Consider the following 398-nt stretch of genomic DNA (forward strand, 5'->3'; position numbering starts at 1 on the left):
GTTCTTCCATCTCGGTAGAGACGCGAGCGTAGGCGGCGACCCGCCTGCGTGCCGGTGCGCCAGATGAGGCTGTGAGATTCCCAAGTTTCTTTGTTGCGGGTATCGCGGTGACGGTGCGGTTCATGCCAGCCTCCCCTCACTGGTTAACCCCACTGGTGCAATGGTTCCATCCGCGAGGTGGAAGGTGAGCTGATGCTCGAAGGCCTCGATCATCACGATCTGCTCGCCAACCTGGACGGGGTCGAAACCCTGGGTGCCGAGCATGTCTGCGCAGGCTTGTTCGAGGAGTGTTTCGCGCAGGTTGTGCCCCCTACAGGGATTGCCGTTCCCGGTGCAGGCACTCCAGCAGCGCCAGAACTTGTATGAGGTTCCAGACTTGTAGGTGCGGGTTTTGCGTT

The 398-nt window shown here is 60.6% G+C and carries 1 pseudogene; it reads right to left on the reverse strand.

Features of this window, described 5'->3' with window-relative positions:
- Window positions 1–120: 120 nt before the first annotated feature.
- Window positions 121–398 (reverse strand): annotated as a pseudogene (locus tag HMPREF2975_RS12885) (recombinase family protein); the annotation flags it as partial.

The organism is Actinomyces sp. HMSC065F12 (genome assembly GCF_001814535.1).
Taxonomy (GTDB): Bacteria; Actinomycetota; Actinomycetes; order Actinomycetales; family Actinomycetaceae; genus Pauljensenia; species Pauljensenia radingae_A.